Raw genomic sequence first — 24,364 nt, forward strand, 5'->3', positions numbered from 1 at the left:
ACAAAATATGAATAGTTTGCAACTGTTTTCATTGAACTCTATGTAGATTCCTTATTCTTATGCTTTATCCCGCTATTGGCCGGGCAGTAAGAACCCCACCTCAAAATTCAGCGAAAGTAAAGAAGTTCGGTGGGGATCGGGCTGCCCGTTAAAGTCCGATTGGTGAAGGCTAATAATCAGTGGAGGAGGAACAAAACTCCCACTGATTAAAGTTTCACTTTATTTATTTCTCGCAAAGGTAAATCTCATTCCTTACCTGCTCTTGTCCACGCACGTTACATACGCTTTTCATATATTAATAAAAAGCACTGCTTATTTTAGAAAGGAGTGATAAATTGAAACAAACAAAATTAACAGGTCGTATCGTTGTTCCCTCAGATCCTGACTATGACGTAGCCCGAATGAATTTAAATTTAAGTATTCCAAAACTCCCTTGTATTATTGTTTTTTGCCAAAATAAAAATGATGTGTGTAATGCCTTAAAATGGGCACGTGAACGTCATATACCATTTCGCTTAAGAAGCGGACGTCATAGCTATGAAAATTTTTCTCTTTTAAATAGAGGACTTATTATTGATGTGAGTGAAATGCATCGCATTACTGTTAATACAAATAAATTAACAGCAACAATTGAAGCTGGTGCAAATCTTGGTACGGTTTATAAAGAACTTTGGAATTATGGTGTTACAATACCGGCTGGTACAAGTGCAAGTGTTGGAATTGTTGGATTAACACTTGGTGGTGGTATCGGTATGCTTTCACGCTTATTTGGATTAACATGTGATCAATTAGTAGAATTTGAAATGGTACAAGCATGCGGTAAATTGGGCGCAAAAATCATTCGTGCAAACGAACAAGAAAACCCTAACTTGTTTTGGGCGTGCCGCGGCGGCGGTGGTGGAAACTTCGGAATTGTTACTTCTTTAACTTTTCGAGTACATCCTATAAAAAATGTATCAATCTTCTCCATCACATGGGAATGGGAAGATTTTATCGCTGCATTTCAAGCTTGGCAAAACTGGGCGCCTTATATAGATGAAGGTCTCACTTCATCAATTGAATTATTCGCAAAGCAACAAAATAAAGTTGAGGCACAAGGTGAGTTTGTTGGCTCTCCATCTGAACTCCATTCCTTATTATCACCGCTTCTTGAAACTGGTACCCCCTCTCTCTTTATAGATGAAGTTCCTTATATAAAGGCTGTTGAATTTTTTAACAGTGGTAACATCCCTGAAAACTTCAAGCGGTCCGGTTCCTACGTATATAAACCTATCCCTCTTAAAGGCATTCAAATCATGCAATATTTTCTTTCTCATGCACCAAATAAAGATGCGAGTATTTGGCACCAATCGCTCGTAGGTGCTGTGGAAAATATTTCGCCTACTGAAACAGCTTATTTCCATCGCAAAGCAATTATTGCGCAAGAATATATTACTTCTTGGAAATGCGATGATGAAGAAAATCGAAATATACGCTGGGTTAAAGATTTAAGAGAAAACTTAGATCCTTATACGCTAGGTGATTATGTCAATTGGCCCGATATCGACATTAAAAATTGGCAAACTAGTTATTATGGCTCTAACTTTCACAGATTACGTAAAGTGAAAACCATATATGATCCTTGCAATGTTTTTCGTTTTCAACAAAGTATCCCACCCTTTCATACGTAAAAAGGCGATAAAATAAAAAATCATCCAATATGCCGTTACCTCGCAGCATGTTGGATGATTCAAGTTAATTTTCTATATCTTTTCAAATTATTGCTCCTACTCATAAACTTTCAATTACGGATTAATTGTATTTCTCATCATTTTTATGCAATGAATGTAATTTAATATTTGGTACTTTATCTTTTTCAATACCGTTATTATGAGCAACAGGAATTTGAAATTCGAATTGCTTTGTCTCATGTTTTTGTAAATAGACTGGTTTCGGTACTGGATAACTTTTGGAAGTCTCTGTTGCATTATCATATAAAACAACTTTTAATGCTTGTGAATGATTACGATAATTTTTTAAAGTAACAATGCACTTTTGTTCAATATCCTCTCCATTTTTCTCCATTCTACATTGGCTATCTTCTTTTTTATATTCTATCGCCTCTACCCCTGTTTTTCCTGCGTAGTGCCATGTTTTATTCAATGTCTGGAGGATGTTATTTAGCATAAACGGCATCATTAAAATCAAAATACTAATGCCTACTACTTTTATCTTATTCATTGTTCTAAATGTACTAGATTTCTTTTTTACTAACCATTTTACAAATAATATAAATGCGATTATATGTAGTACGACAGAAACAATTACTATATTTGAGACTTTATAATCCATATAAATATATGTATGTACCGGAACATTATAGAAATTGAATAGTTTTTCCCCAATTAATTCATTATCGTTTGGAATTTTTAATAATAACAAAACCCCTATACTGTAACAAATAGCTACTAATCGATCATACTCAATTCGGACCATTCTTCCTCTCCTTCCCCTTACTTTTTTATTATCGATTTTAGCTATTTTTACCATACTATACAATCTTTTTATAGAGGATAACGTAAAAAAGCTCCTTATAAATATATAAAGAACTTTATTAATATACAGTATGAATTAGAAAATCCATATGCAATTTTCACATAGAGATTTCCTCAAAATATGTTGGATTATGTATTGTAATTTTTTTATCCAAAATTGTAACAATACTATCGTTTTTTAATTGTTTTAATACGCCGCTAACCGTCTCTCGAGACGTACCCGATATTTTTGATATTTCAATTGTTGTAAGTGGGCATGAAATTACAATTGTTTCGCCACTCTGTTCTCCTAAATCTTGCATTAAATAATTTAATGTTTGAATGACTCGATCTTGTGCATTAGGAATTGTAATGTTTTGCACTCGATTTTCGTTTAGTTTTAATATTGATGATAATTGCTGAACAACGTACATTAATTGCGTCCTACTAGATTTCACCATATCTTCAAAAATTACTGTCGGAATATAATATACCTCTACATCTGTCATCGCTTCTGCCGTATAGTTATATCCTCTGTCTGTAAACATACCACCATAAGGAAAAATAGAATACCGCTTTACATAGTCATCATATAATAAATTCCCACTTTGATTTACCCGCTCTAACTTTACAAAACCATCTAACATGAAGTAAATTCTTTCTCTTGAATCCCCTTCTAAAAATAAAAATTGACCTTTTTTATAAGTTCGCCAATAGACAAACTCCGTTAAACCTTTCAATTTCTTTTCTGTTAAATGAGCAAATAATTCAAACTGCTTTAAATCTTTAACTACGTTCCGTCTATTCATAAGATTCCCTCTCTCTTGCTGTATGTTGGAGCGAAAAATCAAGAAAGCGTATTCAAATTAAATTTTATCATAACTAACTTATATATTCAGATTTCATCATGAAAACTTTATGAACAATGATTACAAAAAATATTAATACATAAAAAGAATGAAGTTACTAACTCCATTCTTTTTTACTAATAAATAGCGTACATAATTATTTAAACATACATGCATACATTCTGTTTAGAAATAATAGTACCAGCTTTTTCTTCTAGTGCTTCATATACTTTTTCTAAAGACGTAATAATTGTTTTTCTTTTTGGATTTGTATTAACAAAATTAATAGCAGCTTCAATTTTTGGAAGCATACTTCCCGCAGCAAATTGTTTTTCTTCCATGTATTCTTCTAATTGATTCACTGTGACATGCTCTAATTTCTTTTGATTCAGTTGATTATAATTTACATACACATGATCAACTGCAGTTAAAATTACAAGCGTATCGGCATCTACTAATTCAGCTAATTTCTGCGCAGCGAAATCTTTATCGATAACCGCTTCAGTTCCTTTTAACCCTTCTTCAGAATCAATTACTGGAATTCCACCACCACCAACAGCTATCACTATATTTCCATCCTCAACTAAAGAATTAATTACTTTATGTTCATGAATACTTACAGGCTTCGGTGATGGAACAACACGTCTCCACCCTCTGCCAGCATCTTCTTTAAACACTGCTTTTGTTTCTTCCATTAATCTTCTGGCCTCTTCTTCTGTATAAAAAGGACCAATTGGTTTAGTTGGATTTTTAAATGCCTCATCTTTTTCATCCACGACAACGCGTGTTATAACCGTTGCTACGTCTTTTTTTATATTCCTTTTTTTCAATGCCTTTTCAATCGCATTTTCCATCCAATATCCAATCATCCCTTGGCTCATTGCACCACAAGTATCTAATGGCATTGCAGGTGTCTTTTCCGTTTCTGCAGCTTTTTGCTGTAATAAAATATTTCCCACTTGTGGACCATTTCCATGCGCAATTACTATATCTACATCATTTTCCATTATTTTCACAAGTTGTTCCGCTGTTTTTTCTAACGCTTCTTGCTGCGCTCCCGCAGTAGCTTTTCCAGACTGTATCGCATTTCCCCCTAGTGCAACTACAATTTTTCTTCGTGCCATATTTCAGCCCTCCAGTTGATTTCGATTTCACAACGCTTTATAAAGTAATACTGCCTGTAATTAATCCATAAATCGCAAAGAATGCTAAAGCACCAATTGCTACCGATGATGCTAATTCCACTCGAGTAAATATTTGCTTCGAACTCTTTTGCCTTTGAACATTGTAAAAAATAAAAATACCTGGCGCATATAAAGTCATTGTTAATAATAAATACTCTAAACCAGCTGCATAAACTAACCACACACCATACATACTTGCTATCAAACCAATTATTATATTTTTATTCCGATCCGCTTCTTCAGACTTTAAGCTATGCTTCAGTTGATAAAATGCTGAAAAAGCATATGGGATTAAAATAGCTGAAGATGCTAACGAGAATGCAAAGTTATACGCCTGATCGGAAACGACGAATGTTAATAAGAACATTTGAATTAAGCCATTTGTTATCCATAATGAATTTATTGGAGCTTTATTTTTATTTTCTTTTGCAAACCATTTTGGAAATACTCCGTCTTTAGCCGCCAAATACGGAATTTCAGATGCGAGTAAAGTCCAACCTAACCAAGCACCTAATACAGAGATAACTAAACCTAAATTAATAAAGATAGCACCCCATTTTCCAACAACACTTTCAAATAAATAAGCCATAGACGGATTTTTTAAATTAGCAATATCAGCTTGCTGCATAAGTCCAAGAGACAGTAATGTAATTAAAATGTAAATGATGAGTGTACCAATTAAGCCAATAACCGTTGCTTTCCCTACATCACTTCTATTTTTTGCTCGACTTGATAAAACAACAGCCCCTTCTACCCCAATGAACACCCATAAAGTTACAAGCATTGTACTTTTAACTTGGCTGCCAACTGCTCCCCATGAAAAAGAACCAGTTTGTCCCCAAAATCCATCTAGGAACGTATCAATATGAAACGCGAAGATTCCTATAACAATAAATACAAATACAGGTACTAATTTTGCGATTGTAGTTACTAAATTCACAAGTGCTGCTGATTGAACTCCACGTAAAATTAACATGTGAACACACCATAATAATACGCTTGCACCAATAATGGATGCTACATTTTGACCGCCCTCAAAGATTGGGAAGAAATACCCTAATGAAGAAAACAATAATGTGCCGTAAGCTACATTACCAAGCCAGGCAGATAGCCAATATCCCCACGCACTATTAAATCCCATAAAATTCCCAAATCCTGCTTTTGCATAACTAAAAATACCACCATCTAAATCTGGCCGTTTTACAGTTAGATTTTGAAAAGATAATCCAAGCGCAATCATCCCAATTCCTGTTATAACCCAACCAATAATAATGGCTCCAGCACCAGCACCTTTTGCCATATCACTTGCTAAATTAAATGCTCCACCGCCAATCATAGACCCCACTACAAGCGCCGTTAATGTAAACAACCCTAATTTCTTATCTTCACCCATTCCACTCACCTCTCTTTAATTGCAATAACAATACGAAAGCAATAGTGAATGATAGTGTCTAAAGGAGGAGAAAGAAGAAAGGAAGACTCCCTTTCTTCTTTACTCCATGTTTCCTAAAGTAGCTGCCATAACCGCTTTAATTGTATGCATTCTATTTTCAGCCTGATCAAATACTTTTGAATGTTTACTGCGGAATACTTCGTCAGTTACCTCCATTTCTCTCAGCCCATATTTCTCATAAACTTCCTCACCATACATCGTTTCAACATCATGGAATGCGGGTAAACAATGTAAGAAAATCACGTTTTCATTCCCTGTTTCTTTAATCATTTTCATATTTACTTGATAAGGTTTCAATAACTCGACACGTTCAGCAAATTTTTCTTCTTCTCCCATAGACACCCATACATCTGTATAAATTACATCTGCATTTGCAACAGCTTCTTCCACATTACTTGTTATCATTACCTGTTCATTATATTTTTTTGCTAAATCAATTACTTCTTGCTCTGGCCATAAAGATTCCGGTGTACAAATACGTACATCCATTCCAACAATCGCTCCACCAACTAGTAAACTATTAGCAACATTATTTCGTCCATCTCCAACGTAAACAAGCTTCACATTTTTTAATTTCCCTACATGTTCTCTAATTGTTAATAAATCTGCAAGTGTTTGTGTTGGATGCCACATATCTGTTAATCCATTCCAAACCGGTACACCAGAATTTTGTGCTAAAGATTCTACAGTTTCATGATTAAATCCACGAAATTCAATTCCGTCAAACATACGTCCTAACACTTTTGCTGTATCCTCTACGGATTCTTTTTTTCCAAGCTGAATATCACCTTTCCCTAAATATTCAGGGTTCGCACCTAAATCTGTACATGCTACTGTAAATGCACATCGCGTGCGAGTAGAGGTTTTTTCAAATAATAGCGCTACATTTTTACCTTCTAAATAATGATGTGGGACACCGTTTTTCTTTTTCTCTTTTAATTCTGCTGCTAAATCTAGAAAATATAACAATTCTTCTTGTGTAAAATCTTTTTCAGCTAGAAAACTTCTTCCTTTTAAATTTGGTCTAGTCATTAACATACTTCATCCCTACTTTCTCCGTTATTTATACTAAATATCTTTACGAACAATTGGCATACTCATGCAACGTGGACCCCCACGCCCACGAGATAATTCCGAACTTAGCACCTCAATGACTTCTATACCATGTTCCCGCAATAACGTATTGGATACATAGTTGCGATCATATGTAACAACTACACCTGGCGCAATTGCTAATGTATTAGAACCATCATTCCATTGTTCACGAGCGGAAGCAATTGCATCTCCTCCTCCACAAGGAATAAGAACTAATTCACTTAAACCTAATACCTCTTTTAATGCTTCCATTAAAGAAGTGCGATGTGTAATTTTAAGAGTTTCCACATCTGGACCTTTTTCTAAAATATAAATATTCATATTTCCTTTTGGCCCTTGAATGGCTGGGTGAATTGTAAACTTGTCATAATCAACCATTGTAAACACTGTATCTAAATGCATAAATGCTCGGCATTTTGGAATTTCTATTGCTAACACTTTCTTAATTTTATTTTGTCGACTAAAAAGATTTTTAGCTAAACGTTCAATTGCTTTAGCTGACGTACGGGCAGATACTCCAATTGCAATTGTTTCTTCATTTAAAATTAGCTCATCGCCACCTTCAATTGGAAACTTATAATCACGATCTAGCCAAATTGGTACATTGTGATTTACAAATCTTGGATGATATTTAATGATGTACTCCATGAATAATGATTCACGTCTACGCGCCGGTTCTCTCATCTTATTTATCGTTAATCCATCACCCACGCTAGCTGCTGGATCACGAGTAAAATATAAATTAGGCATTGGGTCTAAGTAAAACGGATAATGATCTTCCATTAATTCATATAAATGTGTCTTCTTACTTGTTTCAATCTCGTTTTTCCGTACACCACCCATAATTTTTTGAATTAATTCTTCATTTGAAAAGGAAAGTAAATATTCTTTTAAAGTTTGATGTGCAACATTTACGTCAGCCTGTCCTTCTTCTAAAATACGATCAACAAATTCTTCTCGAAGTTTTTTATCTACTAATGCCTCAGCAGCTAGTTTTTCTAAATAAAGAACTTCAACACCCCGATTGCGTAATGTTTGTGCAAAATAATCATGCTCTTTTTGAATAATTGGTAAGTATGGAATATCGTCAAATAATAATTGTTGCAAATAATCTGGCGTTAAGTTTTCCACTTCTTTACCAGGTCGTTTTAATAAAACTGTTTGTAATTCCCCAATCTCTGAAGTAACATGTATCGGATGCTTCATTTGTTGTACCTCCTTTTAAATATGTTTGATGTCTTACAAGTACATAATAAATGCTACGCGCCTTCATCTTTGTGAAAGCATCCACATTATCATTGTGAAATATTAAACAAGTTATTTTTTTAAAATCATATGAATTTGTATTTTTATAACACTTCATCCCGATTTTTCAATAAAAAAACACATATATTACGCATATATGTTGAATATTTAACTTCCGTATTTAAACAAAAATCCTGTTTTTAATTTTTATTAAAAACAGGATTTTGCATCTAAATAATTAAATTTAACCTTTCTTCTAAAATCTCCCTATCTGATTTTGACTGAGAAATGATAAGGCATGTATCATTTCCACATACACATCCTATTTTTTCTTTCCAATCTAGCTCATCAAACAAAACACCAATAACATGTGCATTACCGGGTAATGTTTTAATAACCATTAATTGATCTACACAATCAATTTTTACAACAACCTCTCGTAATTTTTTCTTTAACTTTATATCAGTTTGTAAATGCTCTTCTGAGAAAAATTTATATATCATTAATCCTTCTTGAGAAGGTACCTTCGTTAAATTTAACTCACGAATATCTCGAGAAACTGTAGCTTGTGTTACTAATACATCTTTTTTTGCTAACAATTCTACTAATCTTTCTTGCTTCTCTATTTCATACTCCTTTACAAATTGTTTAATTAATCGTTGTCTTTTTTCTTTTTTCATAAAAGACACCCCTTTTAATATTATAGCTCGCTATAATTTTCATCCGAAAGGGACAGAAAAGAATGTTGCGGAAACGTTCATAGTTTATACTTTTTAACTGTAGATATTAAATCTAGCTAAAAAAAGAGAAGAACAGCATTCTGTTCTTCTCTTTTACATTGAAAACCGTTCAATTGTTTGTTTTAAATCCGCTGATTGCTTCTCTAAGTCTTTTAATAATTGATCGATTGCTATCATATTTTTAGACTGTTGCAACGTCACACGTGCCACTTCTTGTGAACCAGCTGACGTTTCTTCCGCAATTGCTGCTACAGCCTTTGTTTGTGCTCCTGTTTGATGAATGTGATTCACTTGTTCGTTCATATAACTACTAATTTGCTTAGTTGCATCGGCTACTTCCATAACACTTGATGACATTTCTTTTAAAATTAATTCTGTAGCTTCTCCGCGTTTCGCCTCTTCTTTAGCTGTCTTCACCTGCTCTGTCATTTTCAATGCGACTTGCTGTACTTCATCTTGCATATTCCGTAATAACTGCGATATGTTTCTTGCGGAATGATCACTTTCATCAGCAAGTTTACGTACTTCTTCTGCTACAACTGCAAAGCCCCTTCCATGCTCCCCTGCACGAGCTGCCTCAATAGAAGCGTTGAGTGCTAATAAATTTGTTTGGCTAGCAATCTCACTCACAACAGAAACAATGTGTTCAACTTGTTTCATTCGCTCTTCTAATTTCTGTACATTTTCCATCGAATCTTCATTTTCTCTCGCCAATGTTTGAATACCTTGAATTAAAGAAGTAAAGACACGTGTACTTTGTCCTAAAGCTTGAACCATTTCTGAAGACAACTCGTCAGACTGTTTTGCTTTTCCTTCTACTTCATTTGCAATAGAAGTCGTTGTATCAACAGTAGAAACGATCGCTTGAATCGATGCTGCTGATTGCTCGGCACCGGAAGAAATCTCCGCAAGGGTTTCAGACACACCTTGTGCTTGCTTTGTCGCTTCACCTGTTTGTTTTCTAATTTGCTGAACTTGATTATTTGTATACGAAAATGTAGTATCGATATTTTTTACCATGCCCCTTAAGTTCCCTAGCATCATATTAAATGCAACACTTAAAGATTTTATCTCATCATCGGTCTTTGGCAATGGGACATCTTCACGAATATCACCTTCAGCCGCTTTCCTTGCTGCTTCTTCCAACTTTCGAAGTGGTTTAATTAAAAATATTGCTGCCCCATACGCTAAAATTCCAGACCATACTACACCTAATAACATAACGATAATATTATAAACAGTTTGACTTACATAACTTTGAAAATAATCATATATAACGTAAATGAAAATTAAACTTGTTGAATATGTAATGAAAGCTAGAATTGTAGTAAATAACATAAGCTGTATACGCAAGCCAAAGGAAAATGTTTTTCTTTCTTTTCCCATCTCTTCTTTCCCCCTTCTTATAAGCAATATAAGTACTACCTATATATTATTATCCATATTTTCGTTATAGAAAGATATAGGGATTTTAAAAATCATTATTTCTTTGAATATTAAATCCCCTGAAAAAAATAAAGGATTCTGACAATTTATGACTAATAACAGAAATAAGGGGCAACATTTGTAAAATATATTTTTGACTGGGGGTTTTGTATGATTCAAGTTCGAAATCTAATAAAATCATTTGGCTCACTTGATGTTTTAAAAGGAATTGATTTAGAAGTAAAAGAAAAAGAAGTTGTTGTTTTAATCGGTGCCAGTGGTTCCGGCAAAAGTACATTACTTCGTTGTCTTAACTTTTTAGAAATGTACGATGAAGGTGAAATTCACTTACAAGGTGAACGAATTGATCCAAAGCATTCAAATTTAAACAAAGTCCGTGAAAATGTCGGTATGGTTTTTCAACACTTTAACCTCTTTCCTCATATGACCTCACTAGAAAACATCATAGAAGCACCTATTCACGTAAAAAAATTGGAAACAGCAGACGCGAAGGACGTTGGGAATCAACTCCTACAAAAAGTCGGCCTACAAGATAAGGCGAATGTAACTCCTCACCTACTTTCAGGTGGTCAAAAACAACGCGTTGCGATTGCACGAGCTCTTGCTATGAATCCTAAAATTATGCTATTTGATGAACCTACCTCAGCCTTAGACCCTGAACTCGTTGGAGAAGTATTGCAAGTTATGAAAGAACTTGCTGAAGAAGGAATGACAATGGTTATTGTTACTCATGAAATGAATTTCGCAAGAGATGTAGCTGATCGCGTCATCTTTATGGATGACGGAAAAATTGTAGAGGATGCTCCGCCAGCGCAATTCTTTTCAGCTCCATCACATGAACGAGCAAAACAGTTTTTACGTAACGTTTTATAATGTAACTTCTATTTCAAACGTAAAGAAATACATTTATACGGTGCACAACTAATTGTCCAAATAAAATATCTCGATAACATACTTAAAACCATCCGTATGATCAATATATAGGAGGGGTCTTATGAAAAGAAAACTATTAACCATTGTTGCGAGTATTACACTATGTACATCATTCATACTGGGAGCCTGTAGTAAGGAAAGCTCGACTACTTCATCAAATGGTGAAAAGGAATTTCGTTATGCGATGAGTGGATTATACAAACCTTTTAACTATAAAGAAAATGACGGAAAACTTGCCGGATTTGATGTAGAAATAGGTGAGGCGCTCGCGAAAAAGATGGGAATGAAACCCGCTCCTATTACAAATCCGTGGGAAACGCTAATTCAAGGTCTACAATCAAAAAAATATGATGCAATCTTAGGAAGTATGGCCATTACAGAAGAACGATTAAAAGCTGTTAGTTTCTCAAACCCATATTATCGCTCTGGTGCCCAGATTTTCGTAGCTAAAAAGAATACATCCATCTCTTCTCCAGAAGATTTGAAAGGAAAGAAAATTGGTGTTGTAAAAGCTAGTACCTTTAAAACTCTTGTTTCAAAACATACAGATCAAATTACAGAATACGATAGTGATATTACCGCTCTTATGGACTTAGAGCCTGGGCGTGTGGACGCAGTAATCACTGATCAAATGGTTGGTCTTCGAATGATTAAAGAAGGTAAATCAAATATAAAAGAAGCTGGAAAACCATTAAATCTTGATGAAATGGGAATTGCTATTCGCAAAGATGATAAAGAAATGGTTAAGAAAGTAAATAAGGCTTTAGATGAAATCATTAAAGATGGTACGTACGAAAAGATTAGTAAAAAATGGTTTGGTCGTAATATTCTTGGAGAAGAGGCAAAAACGAAGTAAGTTAACTATTCAAAGATTCCATAAATCATGCCCCACTTTTTATGTGGGGTATTTCATTCCCTACTAAAATCTATACACTATGAGGTGAAACGCATGTTTGAAATTTTTATCTCTACCTACCCCACACTCTTAAAAGCTACTATTGTCACATTACAATTAACATTAACTTCCCTAGTACTCGGCTCATTAATTGGATTACTATTCGCTTTCTTTCGAATCTCTAACAATAAAGTTCTAAATAGTATCGCTCATGTCTACATCGCCATTATTCGTGGTACACCTTTAATTGTTCAAATCGCAATTCTCTATTTTGGTATTACATCTGTTGTTGTGTTCACCCCTTTTTGGGCAGGAGCAATTGCTTTAGCAATTCATAACGGTGCATATATTACCGAAATTTTCCGTGGATCCATTCAATCCGTTGACCGTGGACAATTAGAAGCTGCTCGCTCTTTAGGCATGCCTTACCCTTTGGCGATGCGCCGAATTATATTACCACAAGCATTTCGTCTATCTCTTCCTCCTCTGGGTAATCAATTTATTATTGGATTGAAAGATTCCTCACTTGTTGCTTACGTAGGACTGTCCGAATTATGGGGATCGGGTTTATCAATTGCCGCAAGTAACTTCCAACAATTAGATACATATGTAATCGTTGGTTTATATTATCTCGTACTCGTTCTCCTATTTACTTATTTTGTTAACCTTTTAGAAAAACGATTACAGCGCAAAGAGACAAACTCTATCCAAGTCCATACAAAGAATAAAAAAGAAGTTTCTTTATAAAAAAAAGCAAGCCTGAGATGGCTTGCTTTTTCACTGCAAAATATATCAACTTTTACTGATTTACTTTTTTAATATTCTCTTTTTCTTCTATATGTTCCTCACGATATGAAATATTATGAGGGTCTAATCCATTTCCTAAAGAACCGTAGAAATGTTCTCTATGCGGATCAACTAATTCACTTCCATGATAATACACACGTGGTGTATTCCAAAGTGCTGCCAATGCTTTTGTCATCGGCATTTCGTGATAGCGTTCCGGCCACATTTCTTTAATCTTCTCTTTTACTAACGGATAGTATTTAGAGCTCATAGCAGGGAACAGATGATGTTCTGTATGATACGAGAAATTGAAATGTAAAACGTCTACCCAGCGCGGCACTGTTACTGATAAACAGTTTGCTAACGGATCATTTACTGGAACAATTGGATTTAAGCGGTGATTTGTTGCGATATATGCCATTACAATAAAGTTAGCAATTAACAACGGAATTACATATGCAAATAACCATTTTCCAGGTCCCATAATAAATAATAAACTAATCCAAACTGTCCAAGGCAAAAGAAGTTGAAGCCATACAGATTTTTGATTCGATGACTTAAATTCTTTTATAAAATGAAAGAACATTCGAGTTGAATGCAATGTAAATTGAATTGTTAGTGACAGGAAACTAAAGAATGAACGTACATGAAGAGGCATACGATATACCCAACTTAAAAACTTACTTTTTTTAAGCTTCTCAAGTGTCGGCCATGCATCTGGATCATTCTCTTCATGCTGTGTATGAACATGATGCGTTGCATTATGCCACTTTCTCCAAAGTTTTGGTCCTGTTGATAATGGCATAAATGCAATCGCGCCTAAGAAATCACGAAGCCATGCCTTTCTTACAACTGTTCCATGTAAAATTTCATGCCCTAAAAACCCAAGTGAAGCAAAACATAGTCCGAGAACAATCGCAATTCCTAGATTTGCCCACACATTCAATTCAAATACACCAATCGCTATTAACCCCGCTAATGCCACAAGTAAATAAGCCAGTCCACCAAATAAACGAGTAGGAACTGGTTTAAATGCTTTTTTTGGCAAATGTGGTGATACACGTGCTGCATACCACCCAAACGTATGAAGCTCCTTCATCCTTTTGCCCCTTTCTTATGCCGCGCCCTGCGCAACTTGCATATATTAATTCTTGCTTCCAGATTGATTTTACTAGGTGATCCAAAAAGCATTTATTATAAGGAAAATATACTCACTCTATCGTCACTTATTTTTCGCTTTTATTATCAATGAAAAACATTTCTCTTTTTACTCTCTATCAACCTTTCCACATGATGAATCATAACAATAGAATTTCTATATTGTCAACAACTTTTATGACCTAGTAATAAAAGTTGGTTATATTTTTATAATCATACTTTATTTCACTAAAGAAAAAGTATAGATTTCATACGGATTTATCCACTATATATATACATATACTTAAATACCATGGACTCTATCTCATTCAAGAATCCTCTATGTGATCAATAAATGGAATCACTTAAATTTAGTTTTATATACATGCTACTTCTTCATAATGCCCTATCAAATTAATTATATTAAAATAATTTATTCCCTCTTTTAATAAAAGTAGACTCCTTCTAAAATAACGCACATGAATTTCATATAATATGGAAATATTAAAAGGAAAATTGTTCTAAAATCAGGAGGTTTCCACAATGACAAGTGATATATTTCCACAACTGCCCTTATCTTATTGGATTGAATCTACTCCGTTTCCTACTTTTCCTCGTTTATCCGAAAATATAAAGACGAAAGTTGCTGTTATCGGTGCTGGTATTACGGGTATTACTACTGCCTATTTACTTGCAAAAGAAGGCATCGACGTTGTTTTAATTGATTCTGGTCTTATTTTAAATGGAACAACTGGGCATACAACAGCAAAAGTAACAGCACAACATGATCTTATTTACGACGAATTAATAAATCATTTCGGTGTGGAAAAAGCCAGGCTTTACTATGAATCAAATAATCATGCTCTACAATTCATAAATGACACTGTGCAAACATATAAAATCGACTGTAATTTTTCAAATGAAGATTCATACTTGTATACAACTACTGATAACGGTTTAAGAAATTTATCGAAAGAATATGAAGCTTATCAAAAATTAAATATACCTTGTGACTATGTTCAATCTCTATCGATTCCTATTCCAGTACAATCTGCACTTGTAATGAAAAATCAAGCGCAATTCCACCCCCTCCTTTATTTGAAAACACTTTTAGAAAAGTTTGTGGAGATGGGAGGAAAGGTCTATGAACAAACAACAGCTATGGATGTGGAAAAAGGAGATTATCCACAAGTAATTACAAAGGAGGGGCATCGCATTACTTGTGAATATGTCGTCTCTTGTTCTCACTTTCCTTTTTATGATGCGAATAGCTTTTTCTTTACGCGAATGTACGCAGAACGCTCCTATGCTCTTGCAATAAAAGCAAAAACGGATTATCCAGGTGGCATGTATTTAAGTATTGATGATCCAAAACGCTCCTTACGCTATATAACAAACAATGGAGAAAAGTTGATTTTGATTGGCGGAGAGAGCCATAAAACGGGACAGGGAATAAATACGATGCTTCATTATGAAGCACTCTATTCTTTTGCTGAAGCAACTTTTGGAGTAGATGAAGTTCCCTATAGATGGTCAACACAAGATTTGATTACGCTAGACAAGCTCCCTTATATCGGACATATTAACGAAAGCAATCCAAATATATTTGTTGCAACTGGATATCGCAAATGGGGAATGACAACAGGAACTACTGCAGCTCATTTACTGAAGGATTCCATTCTAAAAGTCCACAGCCCATATAAAGAGCTGTTTGCACCATCACGCTTTCATGCAAATCCAGATATAAAAACATTCCTTTCTCAAAACATTGATGTTGCTAAACATTTAATTGAAGGGAAACTTGAAACTGCATTACGTAAACCAGAGGATCTTGAAGTTGGCGAAGGATCCGTTGTACATGTCAACGGTAAACGAGCAGGTGCTTATAAAGATAAAGAAGGAAAACTACATATCGTCGATACGACTTGTACACACCTCGGCTGTGAAGTTGAATGGAATAACGGTGATTGTACTTGGGATTGTCCTTGCCACGGTTCTCGTTTTTCAATTGATGGCGATGTTATGGAAGGGCCAGCAGATCAACCATTAAAACGAGTTGATAACGAATAAAAAAACAAAGAAGTTCAACAAGAATCCTGTTGAACTTCTTTGTTTTTCATGACACCTTTTCATATAATTTTCGACATAAGAAGGGGAATATTAACAGTAAATAAAATAATATATTCATCTACAAATAAAAGGGGGGGAATACTATGCAACCTTCTGCTCCACCTCATCTAGAATCTACAGAAACTATCTTTTCAAGCTCTATTACAAAACTTGTTGTTTTTATTTGTTGGCTCGCCATTCTAGCTGACGGATATGATTTAGGTATTTACGGTGCCGTTCTGCCAAAGCTTTTAGAAGACAACAGCTGGGCACTATCACCAGCTCAAGCTGGAACAATTGCCAGCTATGCTCTATTTGGGATGTTTATTGGCGCTATTCTAGTCGGAACCATTACAGATTTAATTGGACGAAAGTGGACACTTATATGCTGTTTAGTTCTTTTTTCTATCACAATGGGCTTAGCTGCAATTGCTCCTTCTCCTGAATTATTTGGGCTATCTCGATTTATCGGAGGAATCGGATTAGGCGGTGTTATCCCAACAGCTTCCGCACTTACTGTTGAATATTCACCAAAAAAACGACAATCTTTTATTTATGCTCTTATGTTTACCGGCTATCCTTTAGGTATCGTGTTAGGTGCTATTTTATCCATGTTTATGTTAGAAGATTTCGGATGGAGAATTATGTTTGGCATCGGCATGATTCCGCTACTCCTCATTCCTTTCATTATTCGTTATTTACCTGAGTCCATTCAATTTTTATTGTCGCGGAATCGACAAGAAGAAGTGAACAAAATTCTTAATCGCTTTCAAATTGAATTCCATGTAAAAGATGAAATTTCCAAAGCACCATCTAATATACAAAAGAAAAATGGATTTCTTACGTTATTCTCAAAAGAATACATAAAAGCAACGCTACTTTTTTGGATCACTTATATAATGGGAATGTTTTTAATATACGGTTTAAATACTTGGTTACCACAGATGATGCGTCAGGCAGGATATCCTCTTGGATCTAGTTTATCATTTCTACTTATGCTAAATATTACTGCAGCTATCGGCGCATTATTTGCCGGGGCGATTGCCGATCGTATAGGAGCAAAAATTGTTATTAGCATCTCCTATCTTATGGCAGCCATATGTATTGGACTATTAACAATTAAACCATCTGTTACAATCATTTATCTTTTAATTGGTCTTGCTGGAATTGGATCAGTCGGTATTACTCAAATATTAAATGCTTATGTAACACAATACTTCCCATCACATATACGAGCTACCTCCTTAGGCTGGGGACTTGGACTTGGCCGAGTTGGTGCAATTGCTGGCCCTATTCTTGTCGGTATTATTATGACAATGCAATATGACTTAGCATGGAATTTTTACTTATTCTCTTTTGCAGGTCTTATCGCAGCTATATCTGTTTTCTTTATTCCTACAAGATAAAGTGAAACTTTAATCAGTGTTGAGGTGCATCCCCAGCTGATTATTAGTCCACACCAATCAGGCGTTTACGGGCAGTAAGGCTCCCACAAATAGCGGGATAAAAAAAGAGCACAAATTTACTTGTGCTCTTTTTTATTTGCTTCAAACAACATGTTTCTAAATAGTGTATTCAAACTCTCAATATCAATCCCTAATCCCTTTTCAATCCCTTTCACGTATTGCTGATAATAATCAATTTGTTCTTCTAAAAATTGATTTAACACCTGAATTTTCAATCCAACATCTAATTCCGTACCCGCTTTTTTCTTTATTAACAACTTCTCAATCTCATTCAATACACTACGTTCTATAGATAGTTCTGTAATCAATCGATTAAATTCTACTGGAGGTAATGTCCCTTTCTCTTCTAGCCACTGACAAGCTAAAATAGGACGTAATACATAAAAGTACTTTTTCAACTTTACATTCTCACCTTGCAAAAATTCACGATAATTTTTTGAAGCCATATGTAAGTAATGATATATCGTTGCTTTTGGATCAAAATTATTTTCACTCATTTGCTGAAGCTGCTCTGGAAAGTTAGAGTTTTTCGAATAAAAAATTGATGATCGAATCCACTCAAGTAAAGCTGGATTTGACTTCGCAAACAGTTGTAATGCCTTTTTAATATCCCAGCCACTTATATCTAAGTCATCACTAATTGGATATTCAATTACATCACGTTTATCATGAATTGATAAATACCATTCTACCGGATGTATATAAACAAACCTAACATCATAATCGCTATCCTTCGATGGAAATCCCCAAGCACGACTCCCCGATTCCACTGCAAATAAAATTTTCACATCATTCTCTTCTTCAATTCTTTCTAACTCTAATTCAATTTTTTCTCTCATTTCATACCATCCCCATTTTTTGATTATTTCCTTGGAAATTCGACAAATATACTATTAATTTTACTACACACTAAAATAACTGCCAGAATTTTTCTGACAGTTTAACAAAGACTATTTTTTCTTTTCAATTACAGTAGCGGTAATTCGTTCAAACTCTTTTTGAATTTCCTCTTTATATGCATCCACTTTTGAAAAATCCATAGCAGCAATATAAATTCGTTCTAATTTATCACGAACTGATTTTGCTTTTGCTAAGAAAGACATCGCCTCATTCATTTTTGCTTTATATTGAATGGAAACGTCACGAATTTCTGTAGCATACTTCTCATCCGTCCCCGGTTTAACAATAAGAGCATACATATCTATAATCTCATCACCCACGCGACTTGGAAAATATTCATGTGGTGCGGTACTATCAAAAATTGCAAATCCTAATTCTCTTACAATAACCATATCAAGACTATTCGGGTCAAATCCGCAATGATATACTTCAACGTCAAAACCTTTTTCTTCTGCTGCCTTCGATAACTTTTTGAGCATTGTTGATTTTCCAGAGCCCGGGCGTCCTTTTATAAAATAACGATGTGGCAATCCTTCTGTTAAATTAGGAACAAAATCAACTGCTCCTTTCGGTGTAGCAGCCCCTAAAAAACGATGTTTCACAATCGATTGTTGCCCCTTTTTATCTGCAAATAATTTCTGAATTAGCTGATCTGTTAGTTCATTTGCTTTATTAAAATCAATGTTATTAATATATATTTTCTCCCACTCATCATGTATAACTAATGCCTCTTTAAAACATCCGTAAGCAGATTTGAAAGCCTTGCTCGCATCTGATACAAACCGTTCAATTTCTACCTTCTGCTTTCTTAATTTACCTGAGTCCCAAGCAACTCCTAAATTTATATACTCTTCAATAACTCCTGGCATTTTCGGCTCAATAACATGCGGTGATGTTCCATCAACAATTCCCACTTTTAATTTCGGAATAATCACCGCATCAACCGACTTATTATCAGAAGAACAATGCAAAAGCTCAATATCATATCCTTTTTCAACCCATTCACGACCTATTGCCTTAATTAAAGAAGATTTTCCCGTTCCTGGACCACCCTTTAAAATAAACAACCTATCTAGCCCTTTTAAATTCTCTTCGTATAAATTATGAAATCCTCTAGCTGTATTACCACCAGCATAATAATTTAACACATTCCCTGTCACTGCACTCACTCCTTCGCAACAGTCTACTTACATAAGCTACAATATGCGAGCAACTTTATTTGGGTGAACACCTAATTTGTATTGCGTGAAAAAAGGAAATGAATTACAATTTAAATATCATGAATATTCCGAATTCCAAAACTGAATAAACCTTTATCAAGAGAGGCAGAGGGACCGGCCCTTTGAAGCCCAGCAACCTCAGTTTATAAGAACTGAATAGGTGCTAATTCCTGCAAAATGCATTGCATTTTGGAAGATAAAACGCAACTAGTATGTAAAGCCCATCTTTCTTGATCATGAAAGATGGGCTTTTTATTATTTGAAAAACATATATTGGAGGTATTTAAAATGAAAGTAATTGATCTATCACAAACGTTTGAAAATAATATGTCTCAATTTCCCGGAACACCAACAATCCAACTAGAAGCCATTACAAGCGTTGAAGAAACGGGATATCAAGTTACAGATTTCCATTCGGTCGTTCATGTCGGTACACATTGCGACGCTCCTGCGCATTTTATTTCTGGTGCAACAACGATTGATCAATTGCCCCTTGATCAGTTTGTAGGTGAAGCAGTTCTCATCGATGTCACTCATGTTCAAGAGAGAAAACTCCCTAAAGAAGTATTGCATAATGCCGACATAAAAAAAGACGATATTGTCATTTTCCATTCTAATCTATCTAATAAATGGAATACAGAAGCTTATGAGAAAGAAGCATTTTATCTTTCCGAAGAATTAGCTGAAGAACTAGTTGAATTAAAAATAAAATCAGTCGGTTTAGATTTTATTTCTCCCGATGAAGTAACGACAGAAACATCACCCATTCATCACATACTGTTAGGCAATAATATTTTCTTAATTGAAAACTTAACAAATCTAGATGCTATTAAAGCAAAACGTTTCTTTTTCTCAGCAGCACCTTTAAAAATTAAAAATAGTGACGGTGCTTTCGCAAGGGCATTCGCTGTTATTTTTTAAAATATGGACTACAAAAAAGCAAAGATCATCACTGACCTTTGCTTCTATATTTTTTATTTACATTAAGGAAAAATTGTTCCAACCGGGGACGTACCCAAGCTAAATAATCTTTCTCTTTCTTCTTTGTACAAGCTATCTCTTCCCCATCTACCATTCCAACAAGTTCTAGCTCTAACAGTTGCCTCGTGAATGCTAGTATATTTACTTCTTCTGCTGGATACTCTTCTTTTAATTTCTCCTCAATTTCTCCCAATAAAAAACCGTCACGCATCATTGCCAATGCATCAATCCAAAGTGGCGGCATTTCATATTTTTCTCCTGTAATTGTATCTTTTACAATATAATTCTTTTGCTCTTTTCGAAATTGAATCGTGTGTAAGCATACAGTCGAATTTAATGTTAATTCCATCAATACCACCTCTTTCATCATATCTGCATAGAAAAAAGGATGCGCGGGCACCCCTTCTTTTCTTTTCATAACACTACCGAACCGTTACATGAGTAACCAATCTCATGTCGATATTTTCCTCCATTATAAACGAAGTATTTTATAAAAAAAACCCTTCTTGAAACATTTTATTAAATGTTTATATTTACACAAGAAGAACACTTTTCTGAAAAATATTTTCTTCTACTTCGCTACATCGTCGGTAAATAAATTTCCACTTTCGTTCCCACACCCATACTACTTTGAATCGTGATACTCCCTTGATGTTCTTTAATAATTTTATATGTAATCATTAAACCAAGCCCTGTACCATTCTCCTTCGTTGTGTAAAAAGCCTTTCCAATCTTCTCTAATTTTCCTGCCTCTATACCAAATCCTTGATCCTCGACAGCAATACACAAATACCCCTTAGTTTTTTCATATGCCCGAATATGAATATCCCCACCTTCTGGCATTGATTCTATTCCGTTTTTAATAATATTTAACAACACTTGTTTTAATTGTTTATCATCACCGTTTATAACGGGTAAGTTTCCATCTATTTGCAAATAAACTTTCACTTTATATTGACTCGCATAACTTTCCATTAACTGCACAACATATAAAAGGATTTCCCGTATGTTACACCATTCATAATTTGTTGGTTTCGGTTTTCCTAATAACATCAATTCGCTAACAAATCCGTTAATTCTCTCAATTTCTTGTAACATTATTTCATAGCTCATCATATCTTCAGGGTTTCTTTCTTTTTGCATTTGCGTAAACCCCTTCAAAGCCGTTAATGGATTTCGGATTTCATGCGCAATTGTTGTAGACATAGTCCCAATTACAGCTAAATTTTCCGTCTCTTTCATATTGTTCATCATTTCAACAACCGTTCTTACATAAGATTGAAATCGTTTCAACAAAGAATGTGAAATAATGAAATAGAATACACATAAGACAAGCGGAATCACAACTTTTAGATCTTGTAGTATCAATGTAAAAAGTACGTACTTTCCAATTACACTAAAGGAAACTAAATAAAAATATTTTCTGTTCACGAAAACCGGTGCAAATAAAATTAATAACATTTCTACCATACTACCATGTTCAAAAGCTCTATCCGTTCGCAAATAAATCATTAAATTATTTATAAGATTGATAAACATGTAGCCAAATAAAAATAAATATTTTATAGAATATACATAACCTCTTTTTTGAAGATACATTGAAATAGGGAATAATACTATTACAAATATATATACGCCTATTCCAAGGCTTCCTTCTGGCCACCCTACCGTTGTTCCATTAATATTTATAGCAGGATATACAAAATAATATATAGCGTCATATGAAAAGAATATAATATAGAATAATAATATAAATACCTTTAAAGCTTTTCTTTCTTCATAAATCAAGCTCTTGTATTTGTTCATATAAAAACTCCCCTTGATCGATACGAAAAAAAATCCCCACCGTTATCTCCTTAAATTATAAGTATGAAATTGCTTTCAGGGCAATACGTAACCTTATAATACTAAAAAGGAAGGAGACTTCTCCTTCCTTTCTAGTCACAACTTATATCCATCTGACCCTATCATGTAGCAGTCCATCCGTAAAATCATTATGCCCTATTACAAAATCCTTCATATATAAATTTAAATATTCACCGTACTTACTTTCTGTATTTAATAATAATTCCTCGACATAATAAGCACCTTGTCCAAAGTGATCTAAAAGTAAACTACACAAACCTGCATAAATTCCACACCCTACTTGGAAGTAAGTTGCATTCGTTTTATATTTATGAAAAACTTGGCTACTATTCATTACGTTATACATATACGTCTCGCCATTTTCATAAACGAGTAATACACCTACTAGATCCTCTCCTGCAACCTCTTCTTCCGCTGGATTGAATACTTTACGATTCCAGTTCCATAAATCTTCTACCTTATCTAAGTTCTGTCTAATTACATTTGTTGTATACTCATTAATTCGGTAAAGAAAACCAACTTCCATGTTGAAATTTTTCCCTAAAATTAAAACTTCCTCATGTGGCATTAAGCAACCATAAAACTCTCTTTCTCCTAACTTCACTTTATACTCTGAAGCATATACATCCTCATAAAAATAAAGAGGACGATGATGACTCATATACATCGGATAACTCCATATCGCTTCGTCTAGAAATCGCTCTACTGCCCATGACGTATAAAGTGTATACGGCTTTATAAGTGCCGTATCATTCAAAAACGACGTATCATGTTCTACAATATAGCATGCTTGTGGCTGTTCATTCGGCCGTTCTTTCATAAGTTCAACAACCATCCATTGAACAACACCTGGATTCATACCTGAACCTATAATCGCCTTTGTATTTGTAAATTTTTCTTTCTCTTTCTCAAACCTCGTATATCGTTCCGTAAGCTGAAATCCAAGTAAACTATCGTCCTGATCTACTGCCTCATTTTCCAAAGCTGAATTAATATAAAAGATTCCAAGTTCATTACAACAGCTCAGTACCCTGATCGTATCTGCACCCGAAACATCAATAACAACACTCGTACTTTTTTCTGTTAAATGCTGTTTAAATTTCACTACATCTTGAAGGTCTATTTCATATAATGACAAATGACCTTTCAAATTTGGAAACAACTCATCATAATAAGCCCTATCTTTTTGTTTTATATCAACCAAATGAAATGTAACATTCTTTATCACTTCATAAATTGGATCTTTTTCATTTGCTATCGCTTGATTTAAAATTGCTAAAACTGCCTTCGCTGCTCCACCAGCACTACCAAGTAATGTAATCGATAACGAATTTGGAAACGGCTCCACAAATAAAACCCCTTTAGTAAATTAGTTGAGCAGTTCTTCCTCAAAAAATAAATTGAATACATCAAAAGGTGGCTCGTACATATTTTTTATAATTTAGCACCAGATTGCCTCTTCAAAAATCATACTAACATAATTTATATTCAATTCATTTTTCCCCTCATATCCAAATCGAACTAAACAAACAGGCCCGACCTTTCCT

The 24,364-nt window shown here is 34.4% G+C and carries 21 protein-coding genes and 1 riboswitch; of the genes, 7 read left to right on the forward strand and 14 right to left on the reverse strand.

All coding sequences use genetic code 11. From position 1 onward, the window contains the following. Window positions 1–335: 335 nt before the first annotated feature. A complete protein-coding gene (locus tag ACS2MN_RS23340; RefSeq protein ID WP_438894778.1) occupies window positions 336–1,670 on the forward strand; it encodes an FAD-dependent oxidoreductase in 1,335 nt (444 codons plus the stop codon). 121 nt (window positions 1,671–1,791) lie between these two features. Here the strand turns inward: ACS2MN_RS23340 and ACS2MN_RS23345 are convergent, their stop codons facing one another. From ACS2MN_RS23345 to ACS2MN_RS23380, 8 genes are all read right to left on the reverse strand, one after another. Further along, on the reverse strand, window positions 1,792–2,475 hold the full coding sequence (locus ACS2MN_RS23345; protein ID WP_098710292.1) for an ABC transporter permease: 684 nt from the start codon (window positions 2,473–2,475) through the stop codon (window positions 1,792–1,794). A gap of 157 nt (window positions 2,476–2,632) precedes the next feature. After that, on the reverse strand, window positions 2,633–3,322 hold the full coding sequence (locus ACS2MN_RS23350; RefSeq protein ID WP_001081909.1) for a Crp/Fnr family transcriptional regulator: 690 nt from the start codon (window positions 3,320–3,322) through the stop codon (window positions 2,633–2,635). Window positions 3,323–3,522: 200 nt separating this feature from the next. After that, on the reverse strand, window positions 3,523–4,485 hold the full coding sequence (gene arcC / locus ACS2MN_RS23355) for a carbamate kinase (RefSeq protein WP_000113956.1): 963 nt from the start codon (window positions 4,483–4,485) through the stop codon (window positions 3,523–3,525). A 37-nt stretch (window positions 4,486–4,522) separates the two neighbouring features. Further along, the gene (arcD, locus tag ACS2MN_RS23360; protein ID WP_000503405.1) at window positions 4,523–5,938 is read right to left on the reverse strand and encodes an arginine-ornithine antiporter; all 1,416 of its coding nucleotides are present in this window, start codon (window positions 5,936–5,938) and stop codon (window positions 4,523–4,525) included. A gap of 99 nt (window positions 5,939–6,037) precedes the next feature. Continuing rightward, window positions 6,038–7,036 carry an ornithine carbamoyltransferase gene (gene argF, locus ACS2MN_RS23365; RefSeq protein WP_000930304.1) on the reverse strand — a complete coding sequence of 333 codons (999 nt, stop codon included), beginning with the start codon at window positions 7,034–7,036 and terminating at the stop codon, window positions 6,038–6,040. Between the two features lie 30 nt (window positions 7,037–7,066). Then, window positions 7,067–8,299, reverse strand: a complete 1,233-nt coding sequence (arcA, locus tag ACS2MN_RS23370) for an arginine deiminase (RefSeq protein WP_098058995.1) — start codon at window positions 8,297–8,299, stop codon at window positions 7,067–7,069. Window positions 8,300–8,568: 269 nt separating this feature from the next. Continuing rightward, the gene (gene argR / locus ACS2MN_RS23375; protein WP_000711836.1) at window positions 8,569–9,018 is read right to left on the reverse strand and encodes an arginine repressor; all 450 of its coding nucleotides are present in this window, start codon (window positions 9,016–9,018) and stop codon (window positions 8,569–8,571) included. Window positions 9,019–9,171: 153 nt separating this feature from the next. Beyond that, window positions 9,172–10,464 (reverse strand): methyl-accepting chemotaxis protein, encoded by a 1,293-nt coding sequence (locus tag ACS2MN_RS23380; RefSeq protein WP_000514185.1) that lies wholly within the window; start codon window positions 10,462–10,464, stop codon window positions 9,172–9,174. A gap of 210 nt (window positions 10,465–10,674) precedes the next feature. On the opposite strand from ACS2MN_RS23380, the gene ACS2MN_RS23385 reads away from it, so the two are divergent. The 3 genes from ACS2MN_RS23385 (at window position 10,675) to ACS2MN_RS23395 (ending at window position 13,099) form a co-directional block, all read left to right on the forward strand. Continuing rightward, window positions 10,675–11,397: an amino acid ABC transporter ATP-binding protein gene (locus ACS2MN_RS23385; protein WP_000616914.1), complete on the forward strand. Its 723-nt coding sequence runs from the start codon at window positions 10,675–10,677 to the stop codon at window positions 11,395–11,397. A 121-nt stretch (window positions 11,398–11,518) separates the two neighbouring features. Next, window positions 11,519–12,313, forward strand: coding sequence for an ABC transporter substrate-binding protein (locus ACS2MN_RS23390; RefSeq protein ID WP_000823745.1), 795 nt, complete (start codon window positions 11,519–11,521; stop codon window positions 12,311–12,313). Window positions 12,314–12,406: 93 nt separating this feature from the next. Continuing rightward, window positions 12,407–13,099 (forward strand): amino acid ABC transporter permease, encoded by a 693-nt coding sequence (locus ACS2MN_RS23395; RefSeq protein ID WP_000461553.1) that lies wholly within the window; start codon window positions 12,407–12,409, stop codon window positions 13,097–13,099. A gap of 52 nt (window positions 13,100–13,151) precedes the next feature. Here the strand turns inward: ACS2MN_RS23395 and ACS2MN_RS23400 are convergent, their stop codons facing one another. After that, window positions 13,152–14,237, reverse strand: coding sequence for a fatty acid desaturase family protein (locus tag ACS2MN_RS23400; RefSeq protein ID WP_000661207.1), 1,086 nt, complete (start codon window positions 14,235–14,237; stop codon window positions 13,152–13,154). 581 nt (window positions 14,238–14,818) lie between these two features. Between ACS2MN_RS23400 and ACS2MN_RS23405 the strand changes: the two genes are divergently transcribed. Next, entirely contained in the window at window positions 14,819–16,345 is a 1,527-nt protein-coding gene (locus ACS2MN_RS23405) for an FAD-dependent oxidoreductase (protein ID WP_346994890.1), read from the forward strand. A gap of 143 nt (window positions 16,346–16,488) precedes the next feature. After that, entirely contained in the window at window positions 16,489–17,790 is a 1,302-nt protein-coding gene (locus tag ACS2MN_RS23410; protein WP_001183105.1) for an MFS transporter, read from the forward strand. A gap of 116 nt (window positions 17,791–17,906) precedes the next feature. Here ACS2MN_RS23410 and ACS2MN_RS23415 read toward each other — a convergent pair whose 3' ends face one another. Then, a complete protein-coding gene (locus ACS2MN_RS23415; RefSeq protein WP_346994891.1) occupies window positions 17,907–18,689 on the reverse strand; it encodes a nucleotidyltransferase domain-containing protein in 783 nt (260 codons plus the stop codon). 111 nt (window positions 18,690–18,800) lie between these two features. After that, window positions 18,801–19,910, reverse strand: a complete 1,110-nt coding sequence (locus ACS2MN_RS23420) for a PRK06851 family protein (protein ID WP_346994892.1) — start codon at window positions 19,908–19,910, stop codon at window positions 18,801–18,803. 150 nt (window positions 19,911–20,060) lie between these two features. Further along, a riboswitch (SAM riboswitch) is annotated at window positions 20,061–20,173 on the forward strand. Window positions 20,174–20,258: 85 nt separating this feature from the next. Between ACS2MN_RS23420 and ACS2MN_RS23425 the strand changes: the two genes are divergently transcribed. Further along, window positions 20,259–20,891 carry a cyclase family protein gene (locus ACS2MN_RS23425; RefSeq protein ID WP_000862989.1) on the forward strand — a complete coding sequence of 211 codons (633 nt, stop codon included), beginning with the start codon at window positions 20,259–20,261 and terminating at the stop codon, window positions 20,889–20,891. A 28-nt stretch (window positions 20,892–20,919) separates the two neighbouring features. Here the strand turns inward: ACS2MN_RS23425 and ACS2MN_RS23430 are convergent, their stop codons facing one another. The 3 genes from ACS2MN_RS23430 to ACS2MN_RS23440 form a co-directional block, all read right to left on the reverse strand. Beyond that, a complete protein-coding gene (locus tag ACS2MN_RS23430; protein ID WP_000424106.1) occupies window positions 20,920–21,300 on the reverse strand; it encodes a hypothetical protein in 381 nt (126 codons plus the stop codon). Between the two features lie 230 nt (window positions 21,301–21,530). Continuing rightward, the gene (locus ACS2MN_RS23435) at window positions 21,531–22,757 is read right to left on the reverse strand and encodes an ATP-binding protein (RefSeq protein ID WP_098709362.1); all 1,227 of its coding nucleotides are present in this window, start codon (window positions 22,755–22,757) and stop codon (window positions 21,531–21,533) included. Window positions 22,758–22,899: 142 nt separating this feature from the next. Continuing rightward, complete coding sequence (locus tag ACS2MN_RS23440; RefSeq protein ID WP_000433166.1) at window positions 22,900–24,165, reverse strand: hypothetical protein; 1,266 nt, start codon at window positions 24,163–24,165, stop codon at window positions 22,900–22,902. Window positions 24,166–24,364: the final 199 nt, after the last annotated feature.

The organism is Bacillus cereus group sp. BceL062 (genome assembly GCF_051780025.1).
GTDB classification, from domain to species: Bacteria; Bacillota; Bacilli; order Bacillales; family Bacillaceae_G; genus Bacillus_A; species Bacillus_A toyonensis.

Excerpts from the sequence above, each read along its gene's own strand:
- arcC (WP_000113956.1), bottom strand. The coding sequence starts at position 4,485 with ATGGCACGAAGAAAAATTGTAGTTGCACTAGGGGGAAATGCGATACAG.
- ACS2MN_RS23415 (WP_346994891.1), bottom strand. The coding sequence starts at position 18,689 with ATGAGAGAAAAAATTGAATTAGAGTTAGAAAGAATTGAAGAAGAGAAT.
- ACS2MN_RS23345 (WP_098710292.1), bottom strand. The coding sequence starts at position 2,475 with ATGGTCCGAATTGAGTATGATCGATTAGTAGCTATTTGTTACAGTATA.
- ACS2MN_RS23350 (WP_001081909.1), bottom strand. The coding sequence starts at position 3,322 with ATGAATAGACGGAACGTAGTTAAAGATTTAAAGCAGTTTGAATTATTT.
- ACS2MN_RS23380 (WP_000514185.1), bottom strand. The coding sequence starts at position 10,464 with ATGGGAAAAGAAAGAAAAACATTTTCCTTTGGCTTGCGTATACAGCTT.
- argR (WP_000711836.1), bottom strand. The coding sequence starts at position 9,018 with ATGAAAAAAGAAAAAAGACAACGATTAATTAAACAATTTGTAAAGGAG.
- ACS2MN_RS23435 (WP_098709362.1), bottom strand. The coding sequence starts at position 22,757 with ATGAACAAATACAAGAGCTTGATTTATGAAGAAAGAAAAGCTTTAAAG.
- ACS2MN_RS23410 (WP_001183105.1), top strand. The coding sequence starts at position 16,489 with ATGCAACCTTCTGCTCCACCTCATCTAGAATCTACAGAAACTATCTTT.
- ACS2MN_RS23385 (WP_000616914.1), top strand. The coding sequence starts at position 10,675 with ATGATTCAAGTTCGAAATCTAATAAAATCATTTGGCTCACTTGATGTT.
- ACS2MN_RS23390 (WP_000823745.1), top strand. The coding sequence starts at position 11,519 with ATGAAAAGAAAACTATTAACCATTGTTGCGAGTATTACACTATGTACA.
- ACS2MN_RS23400 (WP_000661207.1), bottom strand. The coding sequence starts at position 14,237 with ATGAAGGAGCTTCATACGTTTGGGTGGTATGCAGCACGTGTATCACCA.
- ACS2MN_RS23395 (WP_000461553.1), top strand. The coding sequence starts at position 12,407 with ATGTTTGAAATTTTTATCTCTACCTACCCCACACTCTTAAAAGCTACT.
- arcD (WP_000503405.1), bottom strand. The coding sequence starts at position 5,938 with ATGGGTGAAGATAAGAAATTAGGGTTGTTTACATTAACGGCGCTTGTA.
- arcA (WP_098058995.1), bottom strand. The coding sequence starts at position 8,299 with ATGAAGCATCCGATACATGTTACTTCAGAGATTGGGGAATTACAAACA.
- argF (WP_000930304.1), bottom strand. The coding sequence starts at position 7,036 with ATGTTAATGACTAGACCAAATTTAAAAGGAAGAAGTTTTCTAGCTGAA.
- ACS2MN_RS23430 (WP_000424106.1), bottom strand. The coding sequence starts at position 21,300 with ATGGAATTAACATTAAATTCGACTGTATGCTTACACACGATTCAATTT.
- ACS2MN_RS23425 (WP_000862989.1), top strand. The coding sequence starts at position 20,259 with ATGAAAGTAATTGATCTATCACAAACGTTTGAAAATAATATGTCTCAA.
- ACS2MN_RS23405 (WP_346994890.1), top strand. The coding sequence starts at position 14,819 with ATGACAAGTGATATATTTCCACAACTGCCCTTATCTTATTGGATTGAA.